This window comes from Thermococcus sp. 9N3 (assembly GCF_012027685.1).
Lineage (GTDB): Archaea > Methanobacteriota_B > Thermococci > Thermococcales > Thermococcaceae > Thermococcus > Thermococcus nautili.
This window is the reverse complement of sequence record NZ_SNUV01000002.1, coordinates 209,700-224,219: the sequence shown is the minus strand read 5'-3', so window position 1 is coordinate 224,219 and position 14,520 is coordinate 209,700. Positions and strand designations below refer to the sequence as shown.

Here is a 14,520-nt window from a genome sequence, read left to right as displayed (position 1 = left end):
CCCCTTTCAGTTACCCCCAGGTGAGAATTATGAGCATGGACATGACCACGAGAATGTTTAAAGAGGAAGGCTGGATAAGGAAGCGGTGCCCCAAGTGCGGCAAATACTTCTGGACGCTCGACCCGGACAGGGAAACCTGCGGCGACCCGCCCTGTGACGAGTACCAGTTCATAGGAAAGCCCGGCATACCGAAGAAGTACACCCTCGACGAGATGCGTGAGAAGTTCCTGAGCTTCTTCGAGAAGCACGGCCACGGAAGGGTCAAGCGCTACCCGGTTCTTCCGCGCTGGAGGGATGATGTCCTCCTCGTCGGCGCTTCAATCATGGACTTTCAGCCTTGGGTCATCAGCGGTGAGGCCGACCCGCCGGCGAACCCGCTCACGATAAGCCAGCCCTCGATTCGCTTTACAGATATCGACAACGTCGGAATAACCGGCAGGCACTTCACGATTTTCGAGATGATGGCCCACCACGCCTTCAACTACCCGGGCAAGCCGATTTACTGGATGGACGAGACCGTTGAGCTCGCCTTCGAGTTCTTCACCAAGGAACTCAAAATGAAGCCCGAGGACATAACCTTCAAGGAAAATCCCTGGGCCGGCGGGGGAAACGCCGGACCGGCGTTTGAGGTCCTCTACCGCGGTCTGGAAGTGGCAACGCTCGTCTTCATGCAGTACAAGAAGGCCCCCGAAAACGCCGACCCGAGCCAGGTGGTCGAGATAAAGGGCGACTACTACGTCCCGATGGAGACCCGCGTTGTTGACACCGGCTACGGCCTTGAGAGGCTCGTCTGGATGAGCCACGGCACGCCTACAGCTTACGACGCCGTTCTTGGCTACGTCATCGAACCGCTCAAGAAGATGGCCGGCGTTGAAAAGATAGACGAGCGCATTTTGATGGAGAACTCTCGCCTCGCCGGAATGTTCGACATCGAGGACATGGGCGACCTGAGGTATTTGAGGGAGCAGGTTGCCAAGCGCGTTGGAATAACCGTCGAGGAGCTTGAGAAGGCCGTTAGGCCCTACGAGCTAATCTACGCGATAGCGGACCACACGAAGGCCCTAACCTTCATGCTCGCCGACGGTGTAATCCCGTCCAACGTCAAGGCCGGCTACCTGGCGAGGCTCCTCATCAGGAAGAGCATAAGACATCTGAGGGAGCTTGGCCTCGAAGTTCCGCTCGCTGAAATCGTCGCCATGCACATAAAGGAGCTCTCACCGACGTTCCCCGAGTTCAAGGAGATGGAGGACGTTATCCTCGACATAATTAACGTCGAGGAGAAGCGCTACCACGAGACCCTCAAGAGGGGAAGCGACCTGGTGAAGCGCGAGATAGCCAAGCTCAAGAAGAAGGGCATCAACGAGCTCCCGCTCGAAAAGCTCATTCTCTTCTACGAGAGCCACGGTCTAACGCCGGAGATAGTGGCAGAAGTGGCGCAGAAGGAAGGTATAAAGGTCGAGATTCCTGACAACTTCTACACGCTCGTTGCGAAACAGGCCGAGAAGACCGAGAAGAAGACCGCCGCTGAGTACGTGGTGGACTTCGAGCTCGTTAAAGACCTGCCCGACACGAGGACGCTCTACTACGAGGACCCCTTCATGAAGGAGTTCGATGCGGAAGTCGTTAAGGTCATAGACGACTGGGTCGTGCTCAATCAGACGGCCTTCTATCCCGAAGGCGGTGGTCAGCCCTACGACACCGGAACGCTCGAGGTTAACGGGGAGGAAGTCAAGGTCACGAACGTCCAGAAGGTCGGGAAGGTAATCCTCCACCGCGTTGATAAACCGGAGCTCTTCAAGCCGGGCGTTAAGGTTCACGGAAAGCTCGACTGGGACAGGAGAATCCAGCACATGCGCCACCACACGGGAACGCACGTCCTCATGGGCGCGCTCGTCAGGGTCTTAGGAAAGCACGTCTGGCAAGCTGGAAGTCAGCTCCACACCGACTGGGCGAGGCTGGACATCTCCCACTACAAGCGCATAACCGAGGAGGAGCTCAGGGAGATAGAGCGCCTGGCAAACCGCGTCGTCATGGAGAACAGGAAGGTGACCTGGGAGTGGCTTCCGAGAACCGAGGCCGAGATGAAGTACGGCTTCCGCCTTTACCAGGGTGGAGTCGTTCCGGGAAGGGTCATCAGGGTGCTCAAGATAGAGGACTGGGACGTCCAGGCCTGCGGTGGAACTCACCTGCCGAACACGGGCTTAATAGGTCCGATTAAGATTCTTAGAACTGAGAGAATCCAGGACGGCGTTGAGAGGATAATCTTCGCCGCTGGAGAGGCCGCGATAGACTGGATGCAGGAGACCGAGAAGTTGCTCAAGAAGACCGCTGAAATCTTCCGCGTCCCGCCGGAGAAGGTACCGGAGACAGCCGAGAGGTTCTTCAACGAGTGGAAGGAGGCCAGGAAGGAGGTCGAGAAGCTCAGGAAAGAGCTTGCCAAGCTCCTCGTCTACGAGCTGGAGAACAAGGTTGAGAAGGTAGGTGAGGTAGAGTTCATCGGCGCGGTCGTTGAGGGCACGATGGACGACCTCCGCGAAGCGGCCAACAGGCTCAGGAAGGAGAAGCGCGTCATTGTCCTCATCAGCAGGGAGGGCCACTTCGTTGTTGCAGTCGGCGATGGCCTCGACCTTAAAGCGGGAGAGCTGGCGAAAGTAATAACCTCCGTCGCCGGCGGTGGCGGTGGTGGAAGGAAAGAACTCGCGCAGGGCAGGATAAAGAACCCGCTGAAGGCAGAGGAGGCGATAGAGGAGGTCAAGAAGAGGCTTGGCTGAGCTTTTCTTTTCTCCTCCCTTGATTCAATCCCTTGAGGTGTCCCCAATCAAGGTCAAAACCCTAACCCGCCAGATAGTCACGCTCGCCGACGAGCTCGGCTTCAAAGCCGTTCCAGAATACAGAACCAGGGACGGCACGAGGATAGACGTTGCAATCCTCGATGGCGAGAGAAGGCTCCTCGCGATAGAGCTTGAGGCATCTTTCAAGTGGTTTCCTCAGAGGGTTCTCTACGACGTTGTCAAGGCCCACCGCGCCGGCTTCCCCGAGCTGTGGGTGGTAACACCTTTCAGAGCTAGTCCCGGCTGGGTTCTCAAATACGCAGAAGAACTCGGCATTTCTGTCAGGATAATGGGAGAAGAAAAGGTTCTCTCGGAGCTCAGGACTTCTCTTCCTTCCGGTACTTGATGTAAATGACGTCTTCGGCATGCCAGAACGGGGCCTTTTCGCCGATAACCTTTATCTCGGGGCTCTCGCCTTCGTAGATTATCCTCCGCGTGAGCTCCTCCGGGAGCTGGAACTGAACGTACACCTCGGCGGGAACGCTGTCCTTGTCAACGGTAATCTTGAACGTATCCGTTCCCCGGTAGTCCCTGTCTCCGTAGCGGACGAGGTAGCTCGTTCCCTCCGGGAACTGTATCGTCAGCTCGAAGGAGCTTATCTTGGGCTTTATGTGCATTGTGAAGAGTCCATAGCCGTCTTTTGTGATAAATGTGATGCTCTGGTTGTCTATATAGAACACTTCTTTGTATTCAATGGTCGCTGGCGGCAGCTGGGCTGTCTCAAATGCGTACGCGACGAGTGCAATCGTGATAATCGCCATGATAGCGAGGGCCTTGTTCATCCCTGTCACCCAAGAAACTTTGTTTCGGCCGGTTATTAACGCTTTTGTGTAGGTGGTTACGCCGAAAAAACGAAATTAAAGGCCCGTTGGTTCGTCTATGAAGAAGACGCTCAGCCCAAAGCGCTCCCTAACGAGCTCCATCAGGGCCTTAACGCCGAGAGTCTCGGTCTTGTAATGCCCTGCAACCAAAACGCTCTGGGGCAGGTCGAGGGCCGTCAGATAGTCCGCGTGGCCGAATTCGCCGGTGATTAAAAGGTCTATCCTTTTCCGGTAAGCCTCCTCCAGTGCAAAGGCTCCGGCCCCGCTTATCGCGCCGACGGTTTTAACTTCCCTCTTCCCGAACTCGTAGGTTTTGACGGTCGTGTCGAGCTTTTCAGCTATAACCTGCGCCACCTTCTCAATAGGCTGTGGTTTTTCAAACTCGCCGTAGAAGCCTATGCTCAGTCCCCTGTACTCGCCGAAGGGCCCTATGGGCTCCAGACCTAGAAGTTTGAGCAGGCCGACGTTGTTGCCGACTTCCGGGTGAGCATCGAGGGGTAGATGGGCAACGTAAAGGTTCAGGCCGTTCTTAATTAGCGCCTTCAGCCTTTTGTAGTGGATACCTGTTATATAGTTAAGGCCTCCCCAAATCATTCCGTGATGCACTATCAGCATGTCGGCCTTTCCTTTAGCGGCCCTCTCGATTGTTCTGAGCGTCGTATCAACGGCAAACGCCACCCTCTCAACCTCAGTCTTTCCCTCCACTTGGAGGCCGTTGCTCGACTTGTCGGGATAAGCCGAAACCTGAAGGTATTCGTTGAGGAAAGCGACCAGCTCGTCGCGGTTCATGGCTATCACCTATTCACTTGGTGAATTATTCAGTAACTGAATATGTCCCACAAACCCTTTTAAAACCCCGCCCTACATCGAGCGAGAGGTGTCGCTATGGAAGAGAGATTCCAGGAGGCAGTTAGAGAGCTTGCGAGACTCGTGATGGAGGGCGAGATTAAGAGCAGGGACGAGCTCAACCGCTGGAAGATTAAGATAGCCAGGAAGTATCATCTCTCGAAGATTCCCGGCAATTCCGACATTCTGAAGGCCATTCCGGAGGAGAGGCGCGATGAGTTCAGGGACTTGCTGAAGAGAAAGCCAACGAGGACGATAAGTGGCGTCGCGGTCGTTGCCATGATGACGAAGCCCTTTCCCTGCCCCCATGGCAGGTGTATATACTGTCCCGGTGGGCCGAGCGTCGGTTCGCCCCAGAGCTACACGGGAAGGGAGCCTTCCGCTTTGAGGGCGATTCAGAGCGCTTACCATCCTTACATCATCATGATGCGTCGCCTCAAACAGCTCACCGACATAGGCCACGACGTTGACAAGGTCGAGGTCATAATCCAGGGCGGGACCTTTCCGGCGGTTGACCTGGACTACCAGGAGTGGTTCATCAAGTGCGCCTTTAAGGCTATGAACGACTTCCCGCACTTCAAAGATGTAGAGAACCTCGAGGAGAAGCTGATTAGGCTGATAGTGAAGAAGGACGAGTCCGTTTTTGAGGAGGACCCGAAGTTCCGCGAGGCGTGGCTCAAAACCCACTCCAAACCCTACTATTACCTTGAAGACGAACAGAGGAAGAACGAGAAAGCAAAGGTGAGGATGGTTGGCCTTACGATAGAGACAAGGCCCGACTGGGCCTTCGAGAGGCAGATTGACAGGATGCTCAAGCTCGGAACGACGCGCGTTGAGCTGGGCGTTCAGACGGTCTTCAACTTCATCCACGAGAGGACCAAGCGCGGTCACGGCGTCGAGGAGATAGTAAAGGCCACCCAGCTTCTCCGCGACGCTGGCTTGAAAATCAACTACCACATAATGCCTGGTTTGCCGGGAAGCAACTTTGAACGCGACCTTTACACCTTCAGGACGATTTTCGAGGATTCTCGCTTCAGGCCCGACATGCTCAAGGTTTACCCGACGCTCGTAACCAAGGACGCCCCCCTCTACCGCTGGTGGAAGGAAGGTAAATACCGTCCCTACCGCACAGAGGAGGCCGTTGAACTCCTCGTCGAGGCCTACAAGCTCTTCCCGAAGTGGGTTAGGGTAATGAGAATCCAGCGCGACATTCCCGTTCAGCTCATCGTTGACGGCGTCAAGCACTCGAACCTCGGTCAGCTCGTCTTCAACGAGCTTATCAAGAGGGGCATAAGGCCGAGGGAGATTCGCTTTAGGGAAGTCGGCCACATGATGGAGAAGTTTGGAATCCAGCCGGAGGTCGAGCACATAAAGCTCCTCCGCGAGGACTACGAGGCATCTGGCGGAAGGGAGATTTTCCTGAGCTTTGAAGATACCAAGAACGACATACTGATAGGCTTCCTCCGCCTCAGAATTCCGAGCGAAAAGGCCCACAGGAAGGAGATAAACTGCTGTCCCTCGGCGATAGTCAGGGAGCTCCACGTTTACGGCCCGCTCGTGCCTATTGGTGGGAAACCGAGGTACGAGTGGCAACACAGGGGTTACGGAAGGGAGCTTCTGGCCGAGGCTGAAAGAATCGCCCGCGAGGAGTTCGACGTCAAGAAGATGCTCGTAATCAGCGGCGTCGGCGTCAGGGAGTATTACAGAAAGTTCGGCTACCGGAAGAACGGCCCCTACGTTGCAAAGAGGCTCGATAGGGGCTACGCCGAATATAAAAAGAGCGGGGAGTTCGACGCGCACCTGAACACTTAAGCAGGAACCCCGCTTTTCTCCCCTTCTGCCTTCGCCGCCAGCGCTATCGCTATGAAGTTGGCACCGCTCATTATGAGGTCAACGGACACGAACAGTCCAATCGCCCAGAGGCTCGACCAGGGCCACTGGAGCACTATCAGGACGCCGAGGAATATCGTCAGGACTCCCGAGAGTGTCATCAGCGCCCACTGGCTTATATCTCTGTTCTGGAAGGCAACGCCAATCCTTATCGCGCCTATTGCAATCAGCGAGAACCCGAGGACGAGCGTTAGTATCGTCGTCGCGAGAACGGGGTTCTCAAGGGTCGCTATACCGCCGATGACGTAGACAACGCCCATGAGGATGTGCAGGCCCCTGCTCTTCCAGTCCTTGGCCTTCGTTATTCCCTGCGCAATCTGGAGCGCTCCGGCGACGAGCATGAAGGCTCCGAAGATGGCAACGCTCGTTATCGTCACCAGCGGCAGGAGGAGCAGGCCGGCGAATCCGAGGGTTACGAAGATTATTCCAAGGCCCAACAGCCAGGCCCAGTTCTTCTTGAGCTCACCGTACTCCATTCTACCACCTCCAAGTTTTTTCACGAAAAGTAACTTTAATCGCTTAAAAAGTTTTCTGTGGGAAAGTTACTAAAATCTGCAAAAAATAAAGGTCTCAGCGCCGGCCGTAGCGCTTCAGTATGAACGCCAGCAGAAGAACCGCTATGAAAACCATCGCAAGGCCTGCGTAGGTCGTCCCGCTGCCTTTGGTTACGGTAATGCGAACCTGCTCGCTGCTTTGTTTCTGGTCGCTCATGGCCGTAATTTTCACGTAGTAATCACCGGCATCAACGTCACTAGGGATGTTTATCTTAACGGTGAAAGTCGCGACGCCGTCTCTCCCTAGCGATGCCACCCTATCTGGACTGACCTCAACCCTCCATCCCTTAGGGGCATCAACCTTAATCCTTACATTCGTCAGAGGGCTCGTCCCCGTGTTGTAAACCTTCGCCCTCAGCTCAGTCTCTTCTCCGGACTTTACCTCGACGCTGTATTTCTCAAGGCTTACGCTCATTCCGTAACTCCCCATGAGCATCGCCCTCAGTATTACCCTCTTTGCAACGTCGCTTCCAAGGGACTTAACTGTCAGGTTGGCAGTGTAGTTCCCGAGTTCTGCGTTGTCGGGCGGAATCAGGATTACATAGAGCCTCTTTTCTCCTCCGCTCTCAACGTAGGTTGAGCTTATTCCCGTTCTCGAGTCTGGGCTTTCAACTATCATCCCTCCCCAGTTCTTTGGCATCGTGAGGCTCAGTGAATAAGTGTCGCCCTCTTTTCCGAGGTTCTGGATTATGACCTCGTAGATGAAGTTCTTCCCGAGAATCTGGCTCTCCGATGGCGCTGGAACGAGAACGTCGAAGTAGTAGGGAAGTTTCTCAAGGTTTACCGTAACACTTGTTTTCTCACCTGCCTTCAGCTTTACCCTCATCTCAACGCTTTTGTAAGCCTCTTTGGAGACGCTCAGCTTGTAATTTCCCTCGGGCGCCTTTAGGACAGCGGTTCCATCGGGCAGGGTTGTTGCTGACTCGTTGACCCCGTTTCCAGTTAGAATGACCTTCGCTCCGCCGACGTAGTTTCCGGATTCTTCATCGATGACCTTCACAGAGAGGGTTCCGTTTTCTCCGGCGTGCGTTTCGGTAACGTAGACGAGCAGGTTTAGACTTTCGTTTCCTGCATTGATTGTTACGCTGTGTGCTCCGACGCTCGCATTGCTTGGAATTTCCACAAGAACTTCGATGCTTCTCTCGCCGCTTACCCTGACGATTCTAACGGGAGAACCAAGGGCGATGAACTTCACGTTCCAGCCGACTGGGGCATCGGCTGAGAGGGGGACATCAACGGGGGCCTCAGAGGATAGGTGTAGCGTGAAGCTGACATTGCTTCCTGCGGTTGCTTCCTTCCCCGGGAAGTCTACATAGGCCTGCAAAGCGTTTCCCGTGACAACAGCAGTTATCTCAAGGGTTGAATCTCCAGCACCGACCTTAATTCTGTACGTTCCGGGCTCGCTTCCGGCTTTGAGCTCGAGGGTCAGCCCAACGCTTTCTCCATGCCTTAGGTAAACACCAAGAACCTCTGTGTTACCGAAGGTCAGTTTTCCAGTCCATCCTTCGGGTACATTTACTGAGAGGGGCACGTAGGAGTCCTCACCAAGGTTCTTTACCTCAATGCTCAGTCCAACTTTCTCCCTGGGGGAAAGCAGAACTTTCCTTACCATGCTCGTGAGCTCTACCTTCGGCTCTCCACCGAGCAAGCTGATGTTCTTCCCTATAAAGAAGAGCCTAGCCTGTTGCCTGTTTGGAAAAATGCTTCCAACGATTACCGTCAGGTTCCCAACCTTCACGCTATCTCCGAAATCTAGGACGTAGAGTGTTTCGTTTACTCTCAGGGCAATGCTTCCGGTTGAAGAAATGTCAACAAGCGTGATGTTTGACCCGTTTACTTTAATTGTTTTCCCGATGTTCATAGTTATTCCAATGGTCTCCGCGAGAGCTCCCGGTATAAAAAGGAGAAGGAGGAAACTCGCAAGGGCCTTTCTCATGGTCATCACCGTATCTCCGCCCTTACAAAGCCGAGATACGCCACCACAAACCACACAAGGAGATAAGCCAGCAGTGCTATCAGCTCCTTTTTTACAAAGGATATGCTTTTGAGCAGGCTGTATTTCTTTTGTTCTTCGTTATGGTCGGGGTAGTAAACCACAGTGCTGGAGTCGCTTCCTACATAGGGGTTTAGAACGTATTGGGAAATCTTGGTGAACTCATACTCTGGTGAGAGTGCTTGGAAGTAGTCATTTATCTCTGAGTATTTCTTGTACCACTTCTCGGTTTCGTTGTGGTACTCCTCCATTAAAATCCTGTATTTGTTGTAGTCTTCCATCGTTGCGTTTCCCATGCTCATTTTCTCCTGGAGGGCCTTCAGCTCGTCTGACATTTTAGGCTGGGGGCCTGCAAGTTCGTGGGCGATTATGCTCCCCAATGGGGTTAGAATCGTCATGAGGGCAAGGAACACTACGAGAGAGTACATCAGTGCATTTCCGCTGTTCTTCGAGTGTGCCGAAAATGCCACAGCCATCGTGAAGAAAACCATGAGATAAATGTAAACTAGGAGGAAGTACGTCACAAGACGGGTGTAGTCGTCTATTGTAATACCAATCCACAGTAGCATTCCCGTGCTTATAAGTGCCGTTACTGTGACGGCCAACCCAATCGCCATAGCTCCGCCTAAGAACTTTCCTAGGATTACTTGGTCTCTGAACACGGGGTGTCCCATTAAGACCTTGAGCGTTCTCTCCTCGTACTCCCTCGTGATTGCGTCAAAGCCGAGAGAAAGTGCGAAGATGGCTCCAATAAATCCCAGGTAGAAGCTTAGTCCCCACATAATATCGTAGACCTTTGGCATCTCGCTTCCAGGGGAGCCCCAGCTTTCAATGCCGAGTTTCGTTTGGAGGAGTGATAGTACCAGCGTTGTTAGGAGGAACCCAAAGATTATGAGGAAGCGCCTGCTCGTCAGGTAGTCCCTGAACTCCTTCTCGGCTATCGCCCCAATCATTTCGCTCCCCTCCCGTAGACGAGTTCCATAAAGATTTCCTCAAGACTGGGCTCGTGGAGGTGGACATCGAGAACGGTGTACCCTCTTTGCCTTAGCTCCTCAATCAGCTCCTCTCTGACGTCCTTCTTAGCGTAAACCCTTAGGGTTCTCTCGCCGGCCTTTCTCCATTCGATAACGTCAACGTCGAGCGACTCAACTTCAAGCAGTTCCTTTGTTTCGACGGTTATCAGATACCTTCCCTCCATGAACTTCCTCTTTATTTCCTCTTGGCTTCCGCTTATGAGGAGCTTTCCCTGGGAGATTATGCCGATTTCATCGCTTACTTCCTCAACTTCCGCGAGTATGTGGCTTGAGAAGAATATCGTTTTGCCATCCTTCTTCAGTTCTCTCACAAGCTCTCTAAGCTCGACAGCTCCTCTTGGGTCGAGACCGTTTGTCGGTTCGTCCAGAAAGAGTATCTCCGGGTCGTTGAGGAGGGCCTGGGCCAATAAAAGCCTCTGCTTCATCCCCGTTGAGAATCCCTCAACCTTCTTATCCGCGACATCTCTAAGGCCAACAAGCTCAAGCAGCTCCTTCGCCCTCTTCTCAGCCTCGTTCCTTGACATCCTGTAGAACTTAGCGAAGTAGAGCAGGTTGTCGAGGGCGCTCAGGTTGGGATAGAGGCCACCCTCCGCCGGCATGAAGCCCGTTATTTTTTTCACCTCCACGGGCTTTTCCATCACGTTGATTCCAGCAACACGCGCCGTCCCCTCGGTCGGTTCAACGAGTCCTAGGAGCATTAGTATTGTGGTGGTTTTGCCTGCTCCATTCGGCCCTAGGAATCCATAAACCGTTCCCCTCTTGACCTTGAGGTTGAGGTGGTCAACGGCAACGGTTCCATCATAAATTTTGGTCAAGTTTTCTGTCTCTATAGCGTACACAGTGACCACCATTGGAAGAAAAAATTGGGAGCATATAAACCTTTCTGCAATCAAAATTGCAAGGAGTAAGGCAAAGGTTTTTATTGCTGTTGGAAACTCATGACATGCGCTTCAAACCGAGACCCTTCACAGAGCCGGTCGGTTTCCGCTGTCTCTACTGCCTCGACTGTTGCAGGGGAAGGCACGTCTACCTGACTCTAAAGGACGTCGAGCGAATAGCCAAGGCCGGAAACGACCCCCAGGACTTCGTGACGTTCTCGGTAGAGGGCAATAATGTGCGCTTCGTTCTCGCCGTCCGGGAGTGGGATTTGGGTTGCGTCTTTCACGACCCGGAAACCGGTAAGTGCAGGATTCACGAGGTCAGGCCGGTTATCTGCCGCATCTACCCCTTCATGGTCTCCAGAAAACCGCTCGGCATCGAGGGTGAGAAGCCGTTCAATTACAAAGGCGAAACCCTGTGGCTCTACTACGATGAGAGCTGTCCCGGAATAAACGCCGAAAACCCGGAAACGACGATAACGCCTGAGGAGATAGCGGAGCTCGGGCTTGAGTTCGAGAGGGAGTTCGAGAAGACCGATATGGACGGCTTTGCAAAGCTGATAGAGCGTCTTGAAATATGATTTGGGTAAATAAGGCCCAAAAAGTTTAAATTTCCTGTTTGCTACTTAAATGGGGTGTTACTATGGTATCGTTTGAAATCCAAGGCGATAAGTTAGTTGTTACCCTGTGGGAATCAGCAGATATGGACATTATCTCCGCATTGGACTACGAACTATCAAGTAAGTTCTCTGATATGCTAAAGGTTGTCCGTATTGACGGAGAAATTAGCGAAAGGCCTATTTTTAGAGACGATGCTTGTGATGAAGAATGCTGGGACTACGGATTTCATCCAATGGAGGTTACTTACTTAGGAAAATCCGGCGGTATAAGCATTATGTATGGAGGATTAAAGTCTGTTGAAGCTGGACCTTTGACTTTGTGGGTTGATGACGATAAAAACATTGTTGTTTCACTTGACAAGACTGAACGCCGACAGGTTAGGATAGATATGCCATTGCCAATAAAGAGATTCACACTTATAGTTTTGCGGAAAATTGAGTAGACAAGTGTCAAGAAGTTAAAAACGATTTCTTTTTAAGTATTTTTCAAAAAGTTCAACAACATGAACCAGGAACTCCGCTACCGCCGTGCCTCCGCATGGGAATACGACCTCATACTCCGCGAGGCCGAGAAGTACGGCGAGTTGAAGCACCATTTTTTCGCCGTCGTTGAGGGTAAGTTCAGGGACGTTTACGCCGTCAACGAGCGGGTCTGGAGGGAGCTTGAAGGCCTGGCCGTCAAACCCTACGCCTACGGAACCTTCGTCGGCACGATTAAGGTTGACAACCTCGTTGAAAAGTTCTACCCCAACGTCGAGTTCTTCTACTTCGTTGAGGTCGAGAAGAACTACGCGGTGCTGAGTCCAAAGGCCGGCTTCCTCTTCACCACTGGCAAGGACGTCCCGAGGAGCGGTGTGCGAAAGTACGTCTGGCAGGGAACGAAGAAGCTCGTAATATACGACGAGAACGGGATTATCCTTGGCATTGGCAGGATAAACCCCGAAAGCAGGAGGAAGTTCATCCTGAACGTCACCGACATCGGGGAGTTTTTGAGGCGGAAGCGCTGAATTTTCTAACCGCACGTAACCTTTTTAAGACCTTTTGCGTAGAGCCTAATGGTAACTAAAGGTTACTAAAGGGGGTGACGCTCATGATTAGAAAGGTCAAGACCGGCATTCCTGGCATGGACGAAATCCTTCACGGCGGAATTCCCGAGAGGAACGTCGTCCTGCTCAGCGGCGGGCCGGGAACCGGCAAGTCCATATTCAGCCAGCAGTTCATCTGGAACGGCCTCCAGATGGGCGAGCCCGGCATTTACGTCGCCCTTGAGGAGCACCCCGTTCAGGTCAGGCAGAACATGGCCCAGTTCGGCTGGGACGTCAGGAAGTACGAGGAGGAAGGTTTATTCGCGATGGTTGACGCCTTCACCGCTGGAATCGGCAAGAGCAAGGAGTACGAGAAGTACATCGTCCACGACTTAACCGACATCAGGGAGTTCATAGACGTCCTTAGAACGGCCGTTAAAGACCTCGGGGCCAAGCGCGTCGTTATCGACTCGGTTACAACTCTCTACATCAACAAGCCGGCTATGGCGAGGAGCATCGTCATGCAGCTCAAGCGCGTCTTAGCTGGTCTCGGGGTTACGAGCATACTCGTGAGCCAGATAAGCGTCGGCGAGCGCGGATTCGGCGGACCGGGAGTTGAGCACGGCGTAGACGGCATAATAAGGCTCGACCTTGACGAGATTGACGGTGAGCTCAAGCGCTCACTCATAGTCTGGAAGATGCGCGGAACGAGCCACAGCATGAGGAGGCACCCGTTCGAGATAACCGATAAGGGAATCGTGGTTTACCCTGACAAGGTGCTGAAGAGGAAGACCGTTGTTGAGATTGAGTGAAAACTGAAAGGGGGTGAGAGGTATGGAGGTTCCACTGAACCCGATGGGAAGGGAGGAGATACACAGGCTCGAGAGCATACTGCTCTTCGCGACGCTCTTCAGGCCCGAGGTCATAGAGCTCATCAAGGACCCGGCCGAGAGGCTCACCTGGGTCGACAGCCTCGCGGTAGCAGCCGGAGCGATAGCGAGGGAGAAGGCAGGCATGACAGTCAGGGAAATCGCCGAGGAACTCGGCAGGACGGAGGCGACCATAAGGAAGCACCTCAAGGGAGAAACTAAGGCCGGTCAGCTCGTCAGAGAAACCTACGAGCTCATAAAGCAGGGCAAGCTCGACGAGCTGGTTAAGAACGTTGAGGTTCTAGCTAAAGGCGGTCAGCTCGTTGCCATGGAGGAGTACGAGAAGCTCAAGAAGGAGAAGGAGGAGCTTGAGGCGAAGCTCAACGAACTCAGGGAGCAGGTCAAGAAGCTTGAGGAGCAGAACCGCGAGCTCCAGGCGAAGCTTGAGAACGTCAGAAAGGTACTCAGCGATGCCCTAGAAAGGATAAGGGAAATAGAGAAGCTCCTTTAACTTCCGTTTCCGTTTTTCCTGAGGCTCTCTTCCCAGGTCATTATCATGTGGGTGAAGGTGTCGTCGTCCTCCTCGATTCCGCGCTTTATCTCGGAGACGTGGGCGTACTTGGCCTTCAGTTTGTCGAGGATGTAGTCAACGGCCTTCTCGGGCTCGGCCTTGGTTCCGCAGGTGTAAACGTCCAGAGCCGCGTAACCCTTCTCCGGCCAGGTGTGGATTGAGATGTGGCTCTCCGCGACGATGACGACGCCACTGACGCCGGTCGGTGAGAACTTGAAGAAGTAGCTCGACTTGACCTCCATGTTGCCTACCTTTGCCGCCTCAAGGAATATCTGTCTTATCTTGTCAGCGTCACCGAGTATCTCTGGGTCACAGCCAGCGGCTTCAACAACGTAGTGAAAGCCAATGGTCTCTATCTCGCTCATGGCCTCTCACCTGAGGGGTGGGTAGTGCGCTCCCTTTTTAAAGTTAATCCCCGAAGTGAACGGGAATGGCCGGGCCGTTTCGGTTCTGAACTAACCGGAGCGGAGCTTTATTGATTTAAACTGAAAGTTTCTGGCAGTTTTCGGAGAATTCTGTTACTCTCTGCCAAAACGGACTTTAAGGCTTGTGAAGCCGTTTAAACCTTTCTGGTGAGCGGTGCTCAAC

The 14,520-nt window shown here is 53.3% G+C and carries 15 protein-coding genes; 8 read left to right on the top strand and 7 right to left on the bottom strand.

The genetic code is table 11. The features are described from left to right. The first annotated feature begins 29 nt into the window (after window positions 1–29). Both alaS and E3E30_RS08155 read left to right on the top strand, forming a co-directional pair. Entirely contained in the window at window positions 30–2,771 is a 2,742-nt protein-coding gene (alaS, locus tag E3E30_RS08160) for an alanine--tRNA ligase (RefSeq protein WP_167729385.1), read from the top strand. Window positions 2,772–2,808: 37 nt separating this feature from the next. Then, the gene (locus tag E3E30_RS08155; protein WP_167729187.1) at window positions 2,809–3,177 is read left to right on the top strand and encodes a hypothetical protein; all 369 of its coding nucleotides are present in this window, start codon (window positions 2,809–2,811) and stop codon (window positions 3,175–3,177) included. Here the strand turns inward: E3E30_RS08155 and E3E30_RS08150 are convergent. Then, the gene (locus tag E3E30_RS08150) at window positions 3,149–3,613 is read right to left on the bottom strand and encodes a hypothetical protein (RefSeq protein ID WP_042691157.1); all 465 of its coding nucleotides are present in this window, start codon (window positions 3,611–3,613) and stop codon (window positions 3,149–3,151) included. The two genes, E3E30_RS08155 and E3E30_RS08150, sit on opposite strands and share 29 nt — an antisense overlap. 75 nt (window positions 3,614–3,688) lie before the next feature. Beyond that, window positions 3,689–4,441, bottom strand: coding sequence for a Nif3-like dinuclear metal center hexameric protein (locus E3E30_RS08145; RefSeq protein WP_167729384.1), 753 nt, complete (start codon window positions 4,439–4,441; stop codon window positions 3,689–3,691). A 96-nt stretch (window positions 4,442–4,537) separates the two neighbouring features. Here E3E30_RS08145 and E3E30_RS08140 point away from each other — a divergent pair, with 96 nt between their 5' ends. Further along, window positions 4,538–6,310 (top strand): tRNA uridine(34) 5-carboxymethylaminomethyl modification radical SAM/GNAT enzyme Elp3, encoded by a 1,773-nt coding sequence (locus E3E30_RS08140; protein ID WP_167729186.1) that lies wholly within the window; start codon window positions 4,538–4,540, stop codon window positions 6,308–6,310. Here the strand turns inward: E3E30_RS08140 and E3E30_RS08135 are convergent. The 4 genes from E3E30_RS08135 to E3E30_RS08120 all read right to left on the bottom strand — a co-directional run bounded on the left by E3E30_RS08135 (window position 6,307) and on the right by E3E30_RS08120 (window position 10,817). Further along, window positions 6,307–6,864, bottom strand: a complete 558-nt coding sequence (locus tag E3E30_RS08135; protein ID WP_167729185.1) for a DUF308 domain-containing protein — start codon at window positions 6,862–6,864, stop codon at window positions 6,307–6,309. The genes E3E30_RS08140 and E3E30_RS08135 overlap by 4 nt on opposite strands. A gap of 94 nt (window positions 6,865–6,958) precedes the next feature. Next, window positions 6,959–8,884 (bottom strand): NEW3 domain-containing protein, encoded by a 1,926-nt coding sequence (locus tag E3E30_RS08130; protein WP_167729184.1) that lies wholly within the window; start codon window positions 8,882–8,884, stop codon window positions 6,959–6,961. Then, window positions 8,884–9,888 (bottom strand): ABC transporter permease subunit, encoded by a 1,005-nt coding sequence (locus E3E30_RS08125; protein ID WP_167729183.1) that lies wholly within the window; start codon window positions 9,886–9,888, stop codon window positions 8,884–8,886. The genes E3E30_RS08130 and E3E30_RS08125 overlap by 1 nt, the downstream gene beginning before the upstream one ends. Further along, window positions 9,885–10,817, bottom strand: a complete 933-nt coding sequence (locus E3E30_RS08120) for an ABC transporter ATP-binding protein (protein WP_346765912.1) — start codon at window positions 10,815–10,817, stop codon at window positions 9,885–9,887. The genes E3E30_RS08125 and E3E30_RS08120 overlap by 4 nt, the downstream gene beginning before the upstream one ends. Before the next feature lie 95 nt (window positions 10,818–10,912). On the opposite strand from E3E30_RS08120, the gene E3E30_RS08115 reads away from it, so the two are divergent. The 5 genes from E3E30_RS08115 (at window position 10,913) to E3E30_RS08095 (ending at window position 13,872) form a co-directional block, all read left to right on the top strand. Next, window positions 10,913–11,428 carry a YkgJ family cysteine cluster protein gene (locus E3E30_RS08115; protein WP_167729182.1) on the top strand — a complete coding sequence of 172 codons (516 nt, stop codon included), beginning with the start codon at window positions 10,913–10,915 and terminating at the stop codon, window positions 11,426–11,428. Between the two features lie 62 nt (window positions 11,429–11,490). Further along, window positions 11,491–11,910, top strand: coding sequence for a hypothetical protein (locus tag E3E30_RS08110; RefSeq protein ID WP_167729181.1), 420 nt, complete (start codon window positions 11,491–11,493; stop codon window positions 11,908–11,910). A 60-nt stretch (window positions 11,911–11,970) separates the two neighbouring features. Further along, on the top strand, window positions 11,971–12,474 hold the full coding sequence (locus E3E30_RS08105; RefSeq protein ID WP_167729180.1) for a hypothetical protein: 504 nt from the start codon (window positions 11,971–11,973) through the stop codon (window positions 12,472–12,474). An 83-nt stretch (window positions 12,475–12,557) separates the two neighbouring features. Further along, window positions 12,558–13,304, top strand: a complete 747-nt coding sequence (locus tag E3E30_RS08100; RefSeq protein WP_099209533.1) for a KaiC domain-containing protein — start codon at window positions 12,558–12,560, stop codon at window positions 13,302–13,304. A 22-nt stretch (window positions 13,305–13,326) separates the two neighbouring features. Beyond that, window positions 13,327–13,872: a hypothetical protein gene (locus E3E30_RS08095; protein WP_042691169.1), complete on the top strand. Its 546-nt coding sequence runs from the start codon at window positions 13,327–13,329 to the stop codon at window positions 13,870–13,872. On the opposite strand, the gene speD is transcribed toward E3E30_RS08095, so the two are convergent. After that, window positions 13,869–14,288 carry an adenosylmethionine decarboxylase gene (speD, locus tag E3E30_RS08090; protein WP_042693233.1) on the bottom strand — a complete coding sequence of 140 codons (420 nt, stop codon included), beginning with the start codon at window positions 14,286–14,288 and terminating at the stop codon, window positions 13,869–13,871. The two genes, E3E30_RS08095 and speD, sit on opposite strands and share 4 nt — an antisense overlap. Window positions 14,289–14,520 lie beyond the last annotated feature (232 nt).

Excerpts from the sequence above, each read along its gene's own strand:
- alaS (WP_167729385.1), top strand. The coding sequence starts at position 30 with ATGAGCATGGACATGACCACGAGAATGTTTAAAGAGGAAGGCTGGATA.
- E3E30_RS08150 (WP_042691157.1), bottom strand. The coding sequence starts at position 3,613 with ATGAACAAGGCCCTCGCTATCATGGCGATTATCACGATTGCACTCGTC.
- E3E30_RS08145 (WP_167729384.1), bottom strand. The coding sequence starts at position 4,441 with ATGAACCGCGACGAGCTGGTCGCTTTCCTCAACGAATACCTTCAGGTT.
- E3E30_RS08140 (WP_167729186.1), top strand. The coding sequence starts at position 4,538 with ATGGAAGAGAGATTCCAGGAGGCAGTTAGAGAGCTTGCGAGACTCGTG.
- E3E30_RS08135 (WP_167729185.1), bottom strand. The coding sequence starts at position 6,864 with ATGGAGTACGGTGAGCTCAAGAAGAACTGGGCCTGGCTGTTGGGCCTT.
- E3E30_RS08130 (WP_167729184.1), bottom strand. The coding sequence starts at position 8,884 with ATGACCATGAGAAAGGCCCTTGCGAGTTTCCTCCTTCTCCTTTTTATA.
- E3E30_RS08125 (WP_167729183.1), bottom strand. The coding sequence starts at position 9,888 with ATGATTGGGGCGATAGCCGAGAAGGAGTTCAGGGACTACCTGACGAGC.
- E3E30_RS08115 (WP_167729182.1), top strand. The coding sequence starts at position 10,913 with ATGCGCTTCAAACCGAGACCCTTCACAGAGCCGGTCGGTTTCCGCTGT.
- E3E30_RS08110 (WP_167729181.1), top strand. The coding sequence starts at position 11,491 with ATGGTATCGTTTGAAATCCAAGGCGATAAGTTAGTTGTTACCCTGTGG.
- E3E30_RS08105 (WP_167729180.1), top strand. The coding sequence starts at position 11,971 with ATGAACCAGGAACTCCGCTACCGCCGTGCCTCCGCATGGGAATACGAC.
- E3E30_RS08100 (WP_099209533.1), top strand. The coding sequence starts at position 12,558 with ATGATTAGAAAGGTCAAGACCGGCATTCCTGGCATGGACGAAATCCTT.
- E3E30_RS08095 (WP_042691169.1), top strand. The coding sequence starts at position 13,327 with ATGGAGGTTCCACTGAACCCGATGGGAAGGGAGGAGATACACAGGCTC.